The sequence below is a fragment of the uncultured Bradyrhizobium sp. genome, assembly GCF_947648125.1.
GTDB lineage: Bacteria > Pseudomonadota > Alphaproteobacteria > Rhizobiales > Xanthobacteraceae > Bradyrhizobium.
On record NZ_CANSMR010000046.1, the window covers coordinates 21,235 to 37,761 of the forward strand.

General features: G+C 65.8%; 6 protein-coding genes. 2 read left to right on the top strand and 4 right to left on the bottom strand.

Annotated features, from left to right (window positions below):
• Window positions 1-11: 11 nt before the first annotated feature.
• Genes gspG through Q0030_RS38610 form a run of 3 tightly spaced genes read right to left on the bottom strand, consistent with a single transcriptional unit; the run spans window position 12 to window position 3,440 of the window.
• Window positions 12-494 (bottom strand): type II secretion system major pseudopilin GspG, encoded by a 483-nt coding sequence (gene gspG / locus Q0030_RS38600; protein ID WP_298379780.1) that lies wholly within the window; start codon window positions 492-494, stop codon window positions 12-14.
• A 53-nt stretch (window positions 495-547) separates the two neighbouring features.
• Window positions 548-1,759 (bottom strand): type II secretion system F family protein, encoded by a 1,212-nt coding sequence (locus Q0030_RS38605; RefSeq protein ID WP_298379783.1) that lies wholly within the window; start codon window positions 1,757-1,759, stop codon window positions 548-550.
• Window positions 1,760-1,763: 4 nt separating this feature from the next.
• Window positions 1,764-3,440, bottom strand: a complete 1,677-nt coding sequence (locus Q0030_RS38610) for a GspE/PulE family protein (RefSeq protein WP_298379787.1) — start codon at window positions 3,438-3,440, stop codon at window positions 1,764-1,766.
• A gap of 313 nt (window positions 3,441-3,753) precedes the next feature.
• On the opposite strand from Q0030_RS38610, the gene gspD reads away from it, so the two are divergent.
• Together gspD and Q0030_RS38620 are read left to right on the top strand one after the other, a co-directional pair.
• Entirely contained in the window at window positions 3,754-6,132 is a 2,379-nt protein-coding gene (gene gspD, locus Q0030_RS38615) for a type II secretion system secretin GspD (RefSeq protein ID WP_298379790.1), read from the top strand.
• A 76-nt stretch (window positions 6,133-6,208) separates the two neighbouring features.
• The gene (locus Q0030_RS38620; protein ID WP_298379797.1) at window positions 6,209-6,682 is read left to right on the top strand and encodes a tetratricopeptide repeat protein; all 474 of its coding nucleotides are present in this window, start codon (window positions 6,209-6,211) and stop codon (window positions 6,680-6,682) included.
• Window positions 6,683-6,772: 90 nt separating this feature from the next.
• Here Q0030_RS38620 and Q0030_RS38625 read toward each other — a convergent pair.
• The coding region (locus Q0030_RS38625) for a filamentous haemagglutinin family protein (RefSeq protein ID WP_298379794.1) at window positions 6,773-16,527 on the bottom strand (9,755 nt) is incomplete at its 5' end.

The following is a 16,527-nucleotide window of genomic DNA, read 5'->3' on the forward strand; positions in this document are numbered from 1 at the left end:
GCCATGCATCCTTATTGTTGGTCGTTGTTGGCGGCTGTCGCCTTTTCAAGCGAGATGTCGGCCGAGGTGCCGCTGCCGCCCTCCTGACCGTCGGAGCCATAGGAGACGATGTCGTAAGGCCCGTGTTCGCCGGGCGAGCGATAGAGATAGGGATGGTTCCAGGGATCGTTCGGAACGTTGCCGCCCTTCAAATAGGGGCCATTCCAGGCGGCGCCGCCCGGCGTGCGCCGGACCAACGCGGCAAGCCCCTCCGCCGTGGACGGGAAGCGCCCGGCGTCGAGGTAAAACAGGTCGAGCGCGCTGGAGAAGCTCTGCAACTGGATGCGCGCGGTCTTGACCTTGGATTCGCTGAGATAGTTGAGCACGCGCGGCCCGATCAGCCCCATGATAAGGCCGATGATCGCGATCACCACCAGCATCTCGACGAGGGTAAAGCCCTCCTGCCCCGAACGCCGTGGCGGTTGTGAGCGCGCCGGATCGCGTCCCGCTCGCATGGAGAATGTTTCGATGATCGTGTTGCGCGATATCATGACCGATGACCCCTGCTTTAACCGACTAGCTGCGTGACCGAGAGCAGCGCCGTCATGACCGATACGATCAGTCCGCCGACGACGGTGCTGATCGTGATGATCGCCAGTGGACCGACGATGCCGACGACACGGTCCAGGCTGCGCTGCAATTTTGCTTCGTAGAATTCCGCGACCCGCCCGGCCAGCACCGGCAGCTGCCCGGTCTCTTCACCGAGCCGCAGCATGCGGACCGCCATCGGCGGCAGGCTGTCCGCCACGGCGAGCGCGTCCGACAATTTTCCGCCATGGCGGACGCGGTCGGCGGCGGCGGTCCAGTTCGCCCCGCTGCCGGTCACCGCCATGATGTCGACGAGGATGCGCAATGCAGCCGTGAGGTTGACGCCGCTGCCGAGCAGGACGCCGAGATTGCGGCAGAACAGGCTGGCGCGATAGAACTGGAAGGCGCTGCTGATGCCCGGCACCCGCGAGATCCCGCTGACCAGCGCGGCGCGCACGCGCGCCTGCCGCAGCAGCCACCATGCGAGCGCAATCGTTGCCGCACTGATCAGGCTTGCCGCCGTGGCATTGGCGCGCAGGAAATCCGACACCGCGATGAAGCTGGCGAGCGCCGTATCCGACTTGCCGCCGAAATCACCGAGCACGGTCGAGAATTGCGGCAGCACGAACAGCAGAAAGAACAGCATCACGCCGGATGCCGCAACCAGCACGAAGGCCGGATACTGCATGGCGTCGGTCAGCTTGCGCCGCATCTGCTCGGAGCGCGCACGCTCGGTGCCCAGCATCTCCAGCACCGAATCGAGCGTGCCGGAGATTTCCCCAACCCGGACCAGGGCGATGTACATCGGCTGGAACAGGGTCGGATGATCCGCCACCGCATCGGCAAAGCTCTCGCCGGTCAGCAGGGCGGCGCGGATCTTTGCCACCACCGGACGCATCCGGCCGACATCGTTATCGCCGGACAAGAGCTCCAGGGCATCGTCGAGCCGGGCGCCGGCCTTGAGCAGCAGCGCGAGATCGCGTGTGAACGTGGTGACCTCGGCGGCACTCGGCCCGCCGAACAGGCTGTGGCCGCCGGTGGCGCCGGATGCGCGCTTGTCCTCGGTGGTTTCGATCGGCAGCAGCTTGAGATATTCGATCCGCCGCGCCACCTCGGCCGCCGTCGGAGCCGAGATCGTGCCGTTGACGATCTCGCCGGCCTGGGTCAAAGCGCGATAGCGATAATTGGGCACAGCGTCACCGCACCGTCGCAACGCGGAGGATCTCGGCGGGCGAGGTCAATCCGGCGCGGCATTTGGCGACCCCGTCATCGAGCATCGTGGTCATGCCCGCCTTGATCGCCATCGTATCGATCTTCAGTCCGTCGGTTCGCTCTCCGATCAGTTCGCGCAGTTCATTGGATAGTTCGAGCAGCTCGAACACGCCGAGCCGGCCGCGATAGCCCGTCCCGCCGCAACGTTCGCAGCCGCATGGCTCGTGAATGATCTCGCCTTCCCGGAACCCGAGCGCGGCGAGCCGGGGATCCTCGGTGAAATCGGCCGTTGCCAGCGGCCGTGCGGTCTTGCAGCGCTCGCACAATTGCCGGACCAGCCGCTGCGCGATCACGCCGCGCAACACCGAACGCAGCAGATAGCCTTCGACCTCGAGGTCGAGCAGGCGCGGCACCGCGGCAGCCGCCGTCTCGGTGTGCAGCGTCGTCAGCACGAGATGCCCGGTCAGCGCCGCATGCACCGCGACATGCGCGGTCTCGGAATCACGGATTTCACCGACCATGATCACATCAGGGTCCTGGCGAACGAAAGATCGCAGCGCGGTGGCGAAGGTCAGACCGATCGCCGGCTTGACCTGGGACTGGTTGATGCCGGGGATCTCGTATTCGACCGGGTCCTCGATCGTCAGGATCTTGCGGCTGGGCTCATTGAGGATCGAGAGGATCGTCGCCAGCGTCGTGGTCTTGCCGCTGCCGGTCGGTCCCGTGATCACGACCATGCCGTACGGCAGCTTCAACAACCGCCGCAGCTTGGCTTCGTCGGGCTCCGAGAATCCCAACTTTTCGACGACCAGCAGGCCGCGATCCTTGGGCAGGATACGGATGACGGCGGATTCGCCGTGTTGCATCGGCATGATCGCGACGCGGATATCGATGTCGGTGCGCCCGGCCCGCAGCCGCGCCGCGCCGTCCTGCGGCAGACGGCGCTCGGCGATGTTGAGATTGGCGATGATCTTGATGCGGGAGACCACCGCCTGTGGCAGCACCCCCGACAGCGCCGCGACCGGCCGCAGCAGGCCATCGATCCGCAAGCGCACCATCAGGCCGGCGGAAAACGGCTCGATATGGATATCGCTGGCGCGCAGCTCGACGGCCTTCTCGATCAGATCATTGACCGCGCGCACCACCGGCGCGCCGCTGGCAAGATCGCGCAGGCTCTCGATGTCATCTTCGCGGGGCAGCGCCGCCGCCGTATCGGTGGCCTCGGCCTCTTCGGCGCTGGAAGAGTTGTTCAGCGCGATGGCGACGTCTTCCGACGAAGCCACCTTCACATTGATGCCGGCGCCAAGCACGATCTGCGCCGCCCGCAGCGTCGCCTGGTCGGTCGGGTCGACGACCGCGAGAACGGTGCTCCCATCGGCCGCCCGGCACGGATAGACCATGGTCTCGCGCAGGAAGCGCGGCGAGAACGCCCCGACCAGCGGTTCGGCCGAGGTCATATCCTGGAGCGTCAGGCGGCCGAGCGCGAAGAAGCGCGCGGCCTCGTCGGCGAATTCGGTCGGTGAGAGGCTGGTGACCTCCCACAGCTTCAATTGCCTGACGTCGGCGCCCTGCCCGGTCCGCTCAGACGCTCCGTCGATCAGCGCCAGGTGGTTGTTCTGACGAAGATAATCCACGAACCGAACGGACAGGTCGTTGGCCATTCTCGATATCCCGCCACACTATCCCGGATCAGTCCGTGCCATCCGCCGCAGCGTTCGGCTCCCGGCAATTCTGCGGTTATCGATCCGAAGTGTGACAGCTGTGCGAAGTCACATCGTTCGCCTCGCTCAAGAAACCTTGACGTGGCATCGTGGACACGGCGGCACAGATTCGATGCGATGCGATGGGCAGGTCGCGAACGACAATCATGTAACCAATTTATTTCTGTCATGTTCGATCGCTAAGAGTCCCACCGGGGTAGGACCGATCGTCGCGCGCCGTCGAAATTTCAGTTAGTCAGAGCGAAGGGCCTTCATGCAACGCGTAGGCACAGTGGGCCGCTGCCCGACGATCCGTGGCGGCCTGGCAGCCATTTTTGCCCTGACGTCACTGGGGTTGCTGGCGTCCTGCAATTCCGCGACGGTCGGCGAGAGCGTGGACGCGTCCCAAGTCGACGTCACCGACAAGGTGCGATCGCTTGATCTCTTGCCGCGCCAGCCGCAACCGGTGAGCGGGCTGGCGGCGGCGGGCGGCAGCCAGGGCGGCAGCGTCCGCGCGGCGATGTATGAGGGAAGCGAAGTAACGGGGGTCGCCGACGCACGGCCGCAGCCAGCCTCGAACGGCAACGGCTTCGATCTGAATTTCGAGAGCACGCCGGTTGCGACCGTCGCCAAGGTCGTGCTCGGCGACATCCTGCATGTCGGATACACCATCGATCCGCGGGTGCAGGGCACGGTGAGCCTGGTGTCGGTCCGCCCGGTGCCGAAATCCGACATGGTCTTCGTGCTGGAAAACGCGCTTCGCCTGAGCGGCGTGGTGCTGCTGAAAGATACCGCGGGCTATCGCCTGACGCCGCTCGGCGACGCCGTCGGCGGCGGTCGCGTCGATGCTGCGGCGGCCAATCCCGAACCCGGATTCGGCATCTCGGTGGTCCCCCTGCAATATGTGTCGGCCCAGACCCTGCTGAAGCTGACCGACAGCTTCGCCACCCGGGCGGGCTCGATCCGCGCCGACACGACGCGCAATCTGCTCCTGATCCAGGGCACCGGCGCCGAGCGCCGCACCGCAGTCGATACCGTGCTCAGCTTCGACGTCGACTGGATGCGCGGCCAATCGGTCGGCATCTTCCCGATCTCGAGCGGCTCGCCCGCGCCCGTCATTGCGGAGCTGGAGAAGATCGTCGATTCCGGCGAGAACGGCCTCAGCCAGAACGTCATCAAGTTCATGCCGATCGCACGCCTCAACGCCGTGCTGGTGGTGACCAAGAAGCCGGACATGCTGCACACGGCAGCGACCTGGATCAAGCGGCTCGACCGCAACGACACCGCGCGCACCTCGGTCCATGTCTACCGCGTCAAATACGGCGATGCGCGCCAGATCGCGCGGGTTCTGACCGACATGTTCCTCGGCGGATCGTCCGGCAATTTGCTCGACAGCGCCGACAGCCAGCTCGCGCCCGGCTCCGGCACCTCGTCGACGTCGAGCGTCGCCGATCGTCTGTCGGCGAACGGCAATTTGGGCTCGAACTCGAACAGCTTTGCCTCGCGCGGCACGTCAGGGACGGGCGCAACGGGCCAGGGCCTCGGCCAGGGATTCGGCGCCGGCGGCCAAGCGAACAATCAAAATCAAGGCCAGGGCAACAATGCAGCGCTGGATAGCGGACGCGGCGCTAGCTCTGGCTCCGGCAACGGCCAGCCCGTCATGCAGGACGTGCGGATCACGCCCGATGTCGTGAACAACAATCTGCTGATCTATGCCGATCAGGCCAACTACCGCATCATCGAGGCGACGCTGCAGCAGATCGACGAGCCGCAGCTCCAGGTCGCGATCGATGCGACGATCGCCGAGGTCACGCTCAACAACACTTTGTCCTATGGTGTGCAGACCTATCTCACCAGCAGAAACCTCGGCCTGAAGCCGAACGTCGGCTCGTTCACGGGCACCCAAGCCATCACGGCGCCCGCGACCACCACGGACGCGACCACCGGGGTCGCCTCCGTCGCAGGCTCGGTCACCAATGCCTTCATCAACCGCGCCTTCCCGGGCTTCAACTTCCTGATCGGATCCGAGACGCAGCCGAGCCTCATCCTGGACGCGCTGCATGCCGTCACCAGCGTCAAGGTGCTCTCCAATCCGTCGCTGGTCGTGATCAACAACCAGGTCGCCACGCTGCAGGTCGGCGACGTCGTCCCGGTGTCGACCGGCAGCGCGACGGTGCTGACCGGGAGCAACACGGTGGTCAACACCATCGACTATCGCAACACCGGCATCATCCTGCGGGTCTCGCCGCGCGTCAGCGTGAACGGCACCGTGCGGCTCGATGTCGAGCAGGAGATCAGCAACGTTCCGCAGACCAGTGCGAACAGCCTGACCCCGACGGTATCGGAACGGAGGGTCAAGAGCCAGATCGCGGTCGCCAATGGCCAGACCGTGCTGTTGGCGGGCCTGATCAGCGAACAGCAGAGCGGCAACCGCAATGCGCTCCCCGTGCTTGACCAGATTCCCGGCCTCGGCGACGCCTTCGGGCATCAGAGCAACGCGACCCAACGCACCGAGCTGATCATCTTCATCCGCCCGCAGATCATCCGCAACGGTTCCGACGCCCAGATCGTGGCCGAGGAGCTGCGATCGAAATTGCGCGGCAACATCGCAACGACATCGACCAATGCGCCGATCACCACCGCCTACCACTGAGCCGGGCCGCACGATGCGCCGCGTGCGCGCGCAACGGACCGCCCTCTGCGCTTCGCTTGCGGTCGCGCTTTGGGGCATGACCGCGTCCGTCGCGAGCGCCGACAGTGTCGCGCGCGGAACGGCCGCCTTCCATCGCGGCGATTATCTCAGGGCGTCCCGGGAGCTCGCGCCGGCCGCCGACCGCGACAACCCAAGGGCCCTCGGCATGCTCGGCTTCATGTACGAGCACGGCTTCGGCGTCCCGCAGGCTTATGATGCCGCCGCCGACCTCTACTATCGCGGCGCCGTGCAGGGCGACCCGTTCGCGCAAGCCATGCTCGGCCTGATGTACGACAAGGGTCACGGCGTTCCGAACGACTACGTGCTGGCCTACAAATGGCTCAATCTGGCGGCGGCCCGCACCGGCGGGCGGCAGCGCGATGCCTATCTGCGGTTCCGCGATGCCGTCGCATTGAAGCTCTCAAGGAATGAGATCGTCGCTGGCCAGCGGTTTGCGTTGGGATGGGTCCCCGGCCGGCCGGTGCCGGACGTGCACCTGACGGTCAAGTAATCGCCGATCGCCATCCCGGGTCTACGCGCGCCGCGCTGGCGATTCCGGGAGATCGCGATCGCTCTCCCGGACGTCGCTCATCCGCGCGCATCACCTGCCGGACGAGGCCGGCGTATCGCCGAGCCCGATGACCTGGAACGCGCTGTTCTCATTGTAGGTCTGCTTGTCGCGCGGCTTGCGCGGCTGCTCCGACGGCTCCTGCGACGGGCTTCCGTCACCACCGCCATAGCCCATGACCTCGACGATGATGATCGACGGCTGGTCATTGGTCTTCGGCGGCGGCGCCGCGGCCTGCTGGCTGGCGGCAGTCGTGTTTGACGCCGCCGTCAGCGCGGCCACCGGCGGTCCCTGCACGGTCGGAATGCCGGTCGAGGTGCCCTGCACCTGGATGTTGGCGGCGTTGACCACCTGCAGCGCCGCGAGGTTGACATTGCCCGAGACGCGGATGCCGGCCTCGCCCGCATCGATGGTGCCGAGCGGCGCGACCAGGTCGACGTCGCTTGGCGGCGTGCCCGGGATGGTCGCGAGTGCGGCAATGCCGGCACCGCTCGAAGGCACAGCGGGCGCAAGCGTGACGTTGCCGTAGATGTCATAGCTCAGCAGCGGCGGCGTGAAGATCGTTGTGGTTTTCGAGCCGCGGCCGGCGTTGATGTCACCGGTGGCGGACCATGCGAGAATGTTACCGCCGAAGGTCGTCATGATGCGGCTCTGGCCGAGCAGGATGCTGCCGAGCGAATAGATATCGATCGGGCTGTTGCGCCCCTGCGTGATCAGGCCGGAACCTGCGCCCGGCGCGAGGCCTTCCACGCCGAGGATGGTTTGCCCGCCCGGATTGAGGACCTGGATCGCGCCACCGTACTGGGTGTGGATGCCGGTATCGGCCTGATACGGATTGTTGGAAGCGTCCTTCGCGAAGCCGCTGAACATCGTAAGCCCGCCTGCGTAAGTGAGCGGCCTGCCGTTCGCATCCTGGTCCGGAAACAGCATCGTGATTGCCTCGCGGCCACGCAGATAGCTCTTGTAACGCGGCCCGGTCGTATCGTTGTACTCGCGGCCGCCAAGGGTCAGCTCTTCATAGAAGACCTGGCGGACGAACACGCCCTGCTGCTCGCTCGGCAGCGCCAGGAAATAGGCGAGCGCGTCGGCCGCGCTTCCGGTGTAGCCGTAGCGCTTTTGCAGCCACGTCAACAACTCCTGATCATACGCGTGCACCACCTTGCCGCTGCCGGCAAGCGGCGTGCCGTCGCCTGCCAGTTGATTGGCAGGGTCGAAATAGCGCCTGGCGAAATCTGCATAATCGGGGCCGTTGGAGCCGACGCCGGTCAGCACCGTGATGCCGGCGCCGCCCGCGTTGTTGGCAGGGTTGACCACATCACCGACGCTGGTCAGCGAACCATAGTAGCCCTGGTACAGGTTACGGCCGGCCTGGATCTGAAACTGGCCCGGACCAACCACGTTGACCGACTGGTAGATGATGTCGCGCCCGGCCTGCATCAGCGAAACGCTGGTCGGGCCGGTGTTGAAGAACACGTTCGGCACAGCACCGAGGCCGACGATATCGCGGCCGGCGATGACTTCGAACGGCTTGGCCGCGAGATACCAGGTGCGATGGAGGGGATTGAAGCCGCTGGAGCCACTGCGGATCATGGTCAGTGTCGTACCGAGGCCAAGATCGTCGATATCGACGCCGGCATAGACCAGCGCGGGCTGGGTATCCCCCTGATGCAGATTGGCGGCAGGCGTATCTTCGCCGAAGGCGATCGCATTGAAATTGTTGGTGCGGTAGGCGGCGTACGGCGACGCGTTGGTGTTTGCCGAGCCAATGTAGAGCACCGGATGGAGTGGCGTCGCCAGCGAGCTCATGTCGGCGCCCGACATCGACAGCACCTGGCCCTGCCCGTAGATCGACCCAGCCGCGAGCAATTCGAGCTGGCCGTATTGCGACGGCGTCATCTCGATCGAGGGAACCCCGCCAAAGCGGATATCGCCGTTGGCGGCTGCAACGATCAGCGTTCCCGGGTAGAAGCCGTTGGCGTTCTGCCTGCCGGTGGTGTCTCCCGCCAATGGCGCCACGTCGCCGCCCGCCGCATAAAGGTTGATTGCAGTGGCCGACGTCCACAGCGTGAAATTGGTCCGCCCGGCCGAACTCATCAGCGTGGTCGTTCCGTTGCCGTTGACCCGGGTATAAGGGCCGCCATTGAAATTGACCGACGCCGCCATGCCGGCGTCGCTCGCCCCGCTGATCACGAGGTCTCCGCGTGTTGTGACGCTGACGCTGCCGTCGCCCGGCGTGAATGTCGGGCCCGGCGTTTTCATCGAATCCTTGAATGTGGATGGATCGAGCGTGCGTGGATCGACCGACGAGACGCCACTGCTCCTTACATTTTGCGCGACGTCTCCGACCGCCCCGGCACGAACGGTGATGTTGCCGCGCAGATCGGCGACCGAACCGAAATAGTCGGACGCCAGGGCCCCCGACGCAGTGAGCGCATTCATGGGGTTGAGAATGCCTCCGACGCTCAGCGTCAGGTCGCCGCCGCCGGTCTGCAGCAGCGTGCCGTTCGGCAGCAGCCGCCCGGTCGAAGCGACCGCAAGATCGAGCCCGGTCGAGGTATTTGACCCGCTGCCGTCCGACGCGCCGGCATTGCGGCCCGCGATCACCGTCAGGTTGCCGCCACCGAGCGTGCCGATTCCCTGGAAGCCGACGAGCGAGGCGCCGGATGCGCTCTGGTCGGCTTTGACAAAGGTGCCGAAGTTGATCCACCACGCGGTCGGATCTGGCGACAACCCGCCGCCGCCCTGGGTTTGCAGCCAGTTGCCGACCCGATCCGAGTCGACATAGCGGGACGTGCCCTGTACTGGACCGGTCGCGATGTAACCCGTGACATCCTGCTGCGCCACGAGCAGCAGATCGCCGCCATGCTCCGGATACCAGGCATGCGTGACACCGCTTCGTATCGCGCCCACCAGATCATAGGGATTGCTGCCGTTGACCAGAATCGGGGCGGCCTGCGTGCCGGCAGTATAAACGCCATACGGGGTTGCTTCGCTGAAGCTGCCGGCGGCGAGCAGCTCGAGGCTGCCGGTGCCGGTGCGAACCACGCTGAAGAAGCTGCCATTGGCGGAGTCGCTGTAGGCGGGATCGTTGAGCGTCAGATTGCCCCCGCCATTGAGTGCGCGAGCCGGTTGCAGCGCGCGCTGATCGGCGGCGGAGAGGTCGGCGCCGGCCGTCAGGCGCAGCGATGCCGATTGCGAGCCGCTCGCCAACATGGCGGACCAAGGCAACGTACCGCTGGTTGCGGCCGGGATCGCTGGCCCCGTTGGCGCGGCGAATACGCCGCCAACGGAGGCTGCCTCGGTGACCGGAATGACCACAAGGTTAAGAATAGTTCCGGCCGGAATGGTTTGCCCGGGAGCATAGCGATGGCCGCTCAGGTCTCTCGGATAGAAGGGGAGCAGCAGTCCCCAGTTCTTTGGAACGGTCCAGGCGGCGCTCGTTTGCACGGTCTGACCAATGCTCAACAGATAGTTTGTCTTGACGACCCTGAAGGCAGAACTCACGGTGATGTTGGCAACCGGAGAATAGAGCGCCGGAGCATCGCTCGCCATCTGGAAGCCGTCCGATATGCTTCCATTGATCGTGAGGTTGCCGGCTGCGCGGACCACGAGAGCCATCGGCTCGCCGGCACCATAAGTCGCCGACGCCTTGTTGGTATCCGCACGCGGTCCGTAGCGGTATTCCGAGAGGTCGATGTCGCCTGACGTCGAGAGATCGCCACTGGAGGTGATCTCGACGCCTGGGCGCAGATGGAAAGCATTGCCATAGGCGGACAGGCCGGCGAAGTTCGCCGACAGGCGCGCATCGCCGAGCGCGGCGTTGATGAAGGCCGTGCTCGCCGTGTTGTAACCATCGAGCGTCGCTTGCGTGATCGTGCTGGCACCCGGCAGGTCGTAGGTCCAGAACGCATTCAGCGCGATGCTGTAGGCGCCCTTGATGGTGAGCGGACCCGTGGCGCTGATCGCGATGTTACCGGATGTCTCGTCGACGCGCGGTGCGTTCAGCACGACATCGCCATAAGCGATGCCGCTGGGATCCGGCACCGCGAGATTCAGGGTTGCGCCCGACGTCAGCGTCAGCGTGCCGCCGGCCGCGGTCAACTCGATATGTCCGCGATTCTTGGCCTCGATCGGCTGGCCGTAGCTATCGGTTTGCAACACCGTGCCGGAGACGTCGAGCACGGCGCTCGATGCGAGCGTGAGGCCGTTGCCAGCCGAAAGGCGGATCGTGCCGGGTGCGGCGCCGCTGGCATCGATCGTACCGGCGACAGTCAGGCCGCCGCCGTCGACCGACACGGTCACGCTGTGCGCCTTGACGCCGTCACCGATCACGAGGTCACCGGTCCTGATGTCAAAGCTGCGGGCGTCGAACAAGCCGCCTTGGGTCAGGAGAGCATTGAGAGCGGCGAAGTCGACGCTGCTCATGTTCGCGGCGGTGACACTGAAATCACCGCTGGTGTTGCTGCCTGTGGCACTGCCGACGAGGCGACCGCCGAACGAGACCGTTCCGCTGCGGGCGCTGACGCTGATCGACCCGGCATTGGCGTTGGTGGCGGACACATCGATCACGGAGCCTGCCGCCTGCGTGAATCCGCCGTGGCCGCTGCTGAAGATCGCGGTGCCACCGAAGCCGTAGACTGTTGCGCGCTGGATCGTCGAGGGCTGGCCGGAGAGGTCGATGCGGCTACCGCTTCCGAGCGTGATGTTGTTGGTCGCGTTCACCACCAGCTTGCCGCTCGGCAACAGGACGGTGCTGGCGATCGCGACGCTGTCGCCGGTCAGGTCGATCTCGGCGCCGGAGATCGTGGAGGTCGCCGCGCTCGGCGCGAGCCCCGCGGGCACGGTGATATCAAGCGCGCCGCCGGCGGTGTAATTCATGATCGACTTCTGCATGCCGGTCAGCAGCGGCGTCGACAGCGTCAGGTTGCCGCCGGTGCCGCTCTGGCCGAACACCGCGCCGGCCGCCGTGCTCGGCGCCTGGTAGACGTATAGCGAACTGTTGCCGGCGGAGACGATCTGCGAGCTGGCGGTGAAATTGACGTTGCCGAAGCCATAGATGACGCGGCTCGGAGCCGTCGTATCCAGCGAGGCGAACTTGCTGAGGTCGATCTCGCTCGCGACGAGATTGAGCGTGCCGAGGCCGCTCCCAAGCCCACCTGCCCCGAGCGCCGGCGGGGTCGCGCCGGCGATGCCGTTCCAGGTGATCTTGCCCGCGGAGATCGTCGCGGTGTCGCCGGCGCTCCCGTAGCCATAGATCGCCGGCGTATTCAGCACGAGATTGATGCCGGTGCCGGTGGCGTCGAGTCCGGCCGAACCGAACAGGTTGACGGAACTCGCGGCGCTCAGCGTGATCCTCTCCAGCGCCGGCGCGGCATGGGTGGGGTCGCCGTGCACGAGCGTGTCGAACAGGGCCTGATTGAAAAGGAAGCCGGCCGGCGCGCCGGCCGCGGCAATCGTGCCGCTGTCGCCGATATTGATGCTGCCGACCGCGAGCGTAATATTGCGCGATCCGAAATGCGCTGACGGATCGATGCTCGAAGCGCCGTTGGTGGCGAACACCAGCGTGCCTTCGGAATAGAGCTGCGAGTTGGCACCGATCGTGATCGAACCGGAACCTCCGTTCGACCCGAGAAAGTTGAGGTTGCCGTTTGACAGCGCCAGCACCGTGGTGCCGCTGGCTGTGGTGTAGCTCATGCCGAGGGAGGTGGAGTCGAACGGCGCCGGCCCTTGCCCAATGGTGCTGAGCGTCACGTTGTTGCCGATCGTGATGTTGCCGCCGACCAGGAACACTTCACTTGCCGTCAGCGTAACGCCGTCGCGGATGAAGATGTCGCTCCCGCCGATATAGGTCACCGTGCCGTTGACGATGCCGTCGTAACCGTTGACGATCAACCTCGGTGCGCCGATCGCATCCAGGTCTGCTGCGCGGACCGATACGCCGGCCAAGCCCGCGGTCGGAGCATCGGCGTAGATCTCACCGACGCCGCGTGTGACCAGCTGGCCTGCAAAGCCGCCTTGGCCGGGTTGGAACAATGCGGTCCCCTCGAACGACAATGCCTCTGCAGCCGGCGTCGTCGATGGCATCTCGAACGCGACGACCAGCGTCTTGCCGTCCGCAGGCAGCAGCGACCGCACGCCGCCGAATTGCGTCGTATTTGCGATCAGGAAGTCGCTGTAGCTCTGCTCATTGTATTGCGAGTACTTGCGCACCGCTGTTCCAGCCGTAATCAGCGCCTGTGACGCAAGCGAGCTGCTGATCCCGGTGTTGGCAACGCCCGTGTAGGCGGAGATCGCGTATGTGCCGTTGCCGATCGCAACCGTGCCGTTGATCGGCGTGCGCGTGGCCGCCCCGAGTTCGACGCGATAGGCCCCGGGCAGCAGCGCGTAGTTCGACGGCAGCAGCGTGTAGGTGCCGGCAGGCAGGCCCGGCACGCCGGCCGGAATGGTGATCTGCTGGCCGATCGCGGGATCGCCGGCGCCGTTCTCGGGCGCGACGGGCGCATAACCGGACGCGTAGCCGGGCAGGATGGCGTAGACCTTGTCGCTTGCCTTGCTGACAGGCGTCGCCGGGTTGGCGTTGATCAGCGGCGTGTTGAGCACGTTGACCGAGCCGCCGCGGCCCGAGATGAAGCCCGCACCGGTCAGGTTGCCTCCGCCGGAGAGATCGAGCGTGGCGCCGCCCTGAACGTTGATGGATTGACCATCCAGCATGATGCCGGACATCGGCCAGCCGTCCGAGGTCAGGTTGGTCAGTCCTTTTGGACGAACACTCGCCCCGTTGTAGCTGTAGGTGACGCCATCGATGGTGCCGCCATAAGGAATGGACATGCCCGCCATTGAGACGGAGGTCAGGCTACCCGGCAGCACGTCGACCCGTTGCGTCGGAATGCGGTTGTCGAAAGGATTGTTATTGCCCAGCACGATGGCGCCGAACGGCGCGCGGACGATGCCGCCCTGCTCGACAACAGGCGCGGCCAGCGCGAGGCTGCCGAACACAGACAGCGGTGCGTCCGGTACAGTATCGGTACTGCGGCCGACGGTCAGCGTGGGCGGCTGACCGGACTGCGCAGCCGTAAAATTGTTCTGCCCGGCGGTGACGACCGCGACAACGCCCGTGGCCGGATAGAGCTGGGCGGCGATGAGATCGAGATTCCAGTCGGTCGAGAGCCTCGTCGTCTGCCCCTCGCCGGTGGCGAGGAAACGGATGTCGCCCTTGCTCACAAACCTGATATCGGCAAAGCCGGGCGCATACATGCTGTTCGGCGAGGATGCCGAGAACAGGATCAGCCCCTGGACGTCGATCTGGTTGGCATCGACCTCGAAGCTCGCTCGGCTCGGAACGCCGGCCGCGCCCGGATTGCCGATGAATCCGGCGGTCGTTGCCGCCGGTTCGCGCAGCAGGACATAGGGCGCCGACAGCAGGACATCGCCGGTCGGAACCGGCGCGGAAGGATCGGGCTTGCTGGGCGAGCCGACGGGGACCGGCAGGCCCGGCACGGCGGGCCCCGACGTGAATGCAGCGGCCGTGAGCGTAATGCTTTGGCCGAGCGCGAGCGACACATTGCCCGAGAACTGCATGTAGTCGCCCGAACTCAGCGACAGATTGCCGAAGCCGCCGGCCTTGACCATGTCGGCACTGACCACGGCCTGGCCGAATGGCAGCTTCGAAGCATCGGTCCCCGGCGCGATGTCGACAGGCAGCAGCGCTTGCTGCGTCTGGGTCACGATGATCGTACTGGGTACGAGTGCATTTGCCGGCACGAAGGAGCCGTCGGCGGGAAAGACGGCGCTGAGCAGCGAGATCGACAGGCTGCCGCCCGCCGCGCCCGCACCGCCGGCCGCGGCGTGGATATTGCCATCGAGATAGAGGCCGCTCGATGAGCTGAGTGCGATGGAGCCGCCATTGCTGACGAGCGTCTGCGCGCTGCCGGCCGCATTTGGCGACATGCCGGCAGCGGAGTTGACGGTGATGCGGGCGCCGTCGGCGTTGAGTTCGGCGCCGGGCCGGACGATCACGAAGCCGGTTGCGCCACCCAGGTTGATGCTGCCGCCATCGGTGACGGTGCCATACGTCCGTCCCGTGGTGTCAGTGGCCGTGTAAGCCGCGCCCGACACGTCGACCGCGGCATTTGCGCCGATCCACAGCGACAAGGCACGGCCCTGGCCGTACGCGTCGAAGTTGCGCGAGGCCCCCAGTGAATTGTCGGACTCGTTGATCAGCGTGATGCTGCCGCCATGCGCGGTCAGCCGGCCGTCCATCGTGATCCGATTATAGGCATCGAGCTTGATGCTCTGACCGGGATCGACCGTGATCGAAGCACCGTCGCCGATCACGATCGGACCACCACCGTGCTCCAGGCCGCCCTTGATCAATGAATGCAGCGTTACGCTGGCGCCGGCCCGCTGCGTCAGCGTCGCGTTCAGCGGGTTCTCGGTGAACAGCGGCGGCTGCCACAGCGACAGTGCCGCTGCCGGACCGGCACCGGTCCGCGCGGCATAGCTGCTCGCCGTGAACCGGTAGACCGGCATGGTCGGCGCAACGGCCGTCCCATTCGTCACCAGCGTCCCCGTCCCGCCGTTGATGTCGTAGTTCGCGAAACCGGATGCAAAGAACCTCGGCGAGAGCACCGTCGGCTGCTGGACCGCGACGGTCACATTCAGTGTGGTTCCGGCTGGTATTACAGCGCCGGCCGCATACGTGGTGGCCGTCGACTGCACGCTCCCGGCAGGTGTCGTGTAGGTGAAGGCTGGGGTTCTGATGCTGTTCGAAAATGTCCCCGACGGAACGACATAGCCGACCGGGAAGGCGCCACCGAAACCGGAAATGTTCGAGCCCGCCGGAATCGTCTGGCCAGCAGTGTAGTTTGTGATGGGAATGGTCGTATTATCATTGGCCGACATGCCTGCCGGGACGACCCAGTCCTTTTGCACGGTGACGCCGAACTGTCCGCTGCCGTCGGTGCGTTGATCGCCCGGTACAACGCCGCCTGGCAATGGCGTATCAAGGGGGACCTGCGTCAGCACGACGCTGTACGGCATCGGCAGCGGCTGGCCGGCGGGAATGGTTAGCGGCTGCGCCAGAACAAGGTTCGCCTTCGCAGGCGTGTTGGCCAGCAGCGTGCCGCCGAACAGGCTTGCTTGATCGCTGATGACCACGGTCCCCGGCGTAGCGATCGTCAGCGTGCCGCCGCCGCTGACGCCGGCCGCACGAATGCTGCTGCCGAGCGTCAACGTTCCATTGACGGCGGTGCCGCCGCCGGCCGGATCAACGGCGATCAGCGTAACGTTGCCGCCCTTGCCGCCCCGGGTCTTGCCGTTGGCGAGAATGGCTCCGCCCGATGAGACATCGATAGCGCTGCCGCCGGCGAGCGTCAGGTCACCGGTGGAATCGAAGGTGACGTTGCCGCCGTCGAGGAAGCCAAGACCTGAGACGCTGTTCGGGTCGAGCTGCGCATTGACCCAGAGCCCGCGCGCATCGATGGTGACGCCGGACTCCAGCGTCAGCGACGCCCCACCTGCGGCGTTTGTCAGCGCAAACGTGCCGGTCGCGGCATTGAGAATGTTGCTGACGGTGACGCTGCCGGAGCGCGCGATGATGTCGGCCGCGATATCGACGGTCGGGGCGATCAGCTTGACCTGCGCGCCGGACGAGAACTGCAGCGGCGCAGTGACCGAGATCTTGTTGGCCGTGTTGATGTTGAGACCGCCGAGGCCGAAGCTGTTGAGCGTCGACGCATCGAACCAGGCCGTGTTGACGCGACCGGCCGGCAGCGCCGAGGTCGGGTCCA